This window comes from Thermoflexus sp., assembly GCF_025055495.1.
Taxonomy (GTDB): Bacteria; Chloroflexota; Anaerolineae; order Thermoflexales; family Thermoflexaceae; genus Thermoflexus.
The window spans coordinates 1-1,289 of sequence record NZ_JANWXB010000149.1; the positions used below are offsets into that span (position 1 = coordinate 1).

1 protein-coding gene is annotated in these 1,289 nt (G+C 58.3%); it reads right to left on the minus strand.

Annotation, left to right across the window (positions count from 1 at the left end; translation table 11 throughout):
- Window positions 1-158 precede the first annotated feature (158 nt).
- A partial coding sequence (locus NZM16_RS05190; protein ID WP_295479111.1) for a hemolysin family protein occupies window positions 159-1,289 on the minus strand: 1,131 nt, incomplete at its 5' end.

Consider the following 1,289-nt stretch of genomic DNA (forward strand, 5'->3'; position numbering starts at 1 on the left):
AAATTCGCCTGATTCTGTTTGCTCGTGCTTTGTCCAGATATCAGATGGTGATTTGATGAACCGAAGCCGGTCCGGAAGGCCACAGCCCCTCCCCCAAATGAAAAGCGGGCCGTCTTTAGCAGCCCACATCCATTCCCACCCCAATCGGCGAGCTCGATTCATCCATTGATCTGGGGCTCTAACCGGCGAATCCGGATCTTGCGGATGCGGCGGCCAAGGACCTCTTCCACCCGGAATTCCAGTCCCTCCTCTGTGAAGGTTTCCCCCGCGATGGGAATACGTCCTAGACGTTCATAGACGTAACCGGCCAGGGTATCCGCCCCTTCCACCGATAATGACACCCCCAGCAGCTCCTGGACCTCATCCAGATCCACCCGTCCATCGAAAAGATAAGTGTGTTCATCCACGGGCAATACCAGAGGCTCCTCTGAGCGATCGAATTCATCCTGGATCTCGCCCACAATCTCCTCCAGGATGTCCTCAATCGTCACCAGGCCAGCCACTCCTCCATATTCATCCACTACGATCGCCATGTGGACCTTTCGCTGTTGCATCTCCCGAAGGAGATCCACAATCCGCTTGCCCTCAGGAACAAAGTAGGGTGGGCGCAGCAACTCTTTGAGAGAAGCCTCCCGGATCCCATCTCGCAACAGACGGAGGAGATCTTTCGCATACAGCACACCGACAATATGGTCGATGGTGCCCTCATAAACCGGGATGCGGGAGTAGCCAGCCTGGAGGATCACATTGAGGGCTTCAGGAAGGGAAGCCGTTACCGGGATCGCGACCATGTCTGGCCGGGGGACCATAATCTCCCCCACAACTGTATCGTGGAGCTCGAAAATCGAGACGATCATCTCTTTTTCGGTGGCCTCAATGGCCCCGCCCTCTTCCCCCGCATCCACTAGAGTGCGAAGCTCCGCCTCATCGATCACTGGAACGGCTCGACCCTCCACCCGCGGTCCCAGCCGCACGGCCAGGAAACGCATCGGCCATGTCAGCCAGCGCAACGGCATCAGAGTCAGAGCGCCGGGGAGGGCCAGAGCCTCCGCATAGCGCTGACCGAACGCCCGCGGCCAGGATTCCCATGGGCCATTCAGCAGCCAGGCCAGGATCAGCCAGAAAAAGAACATCCACAGGGACAGCCCCCAACGCTGGAAAAGCCAGACGGTTCCCCCACCGGCCACCACGAGGTCCAGAAAGAGAAGACCCAGCCGCAGGCTTTGTAGCCGGATCGCGCTATCTTCAGCTAACCGATGAAGCCATAAGGCCAGAAAACGCCCTTCCTG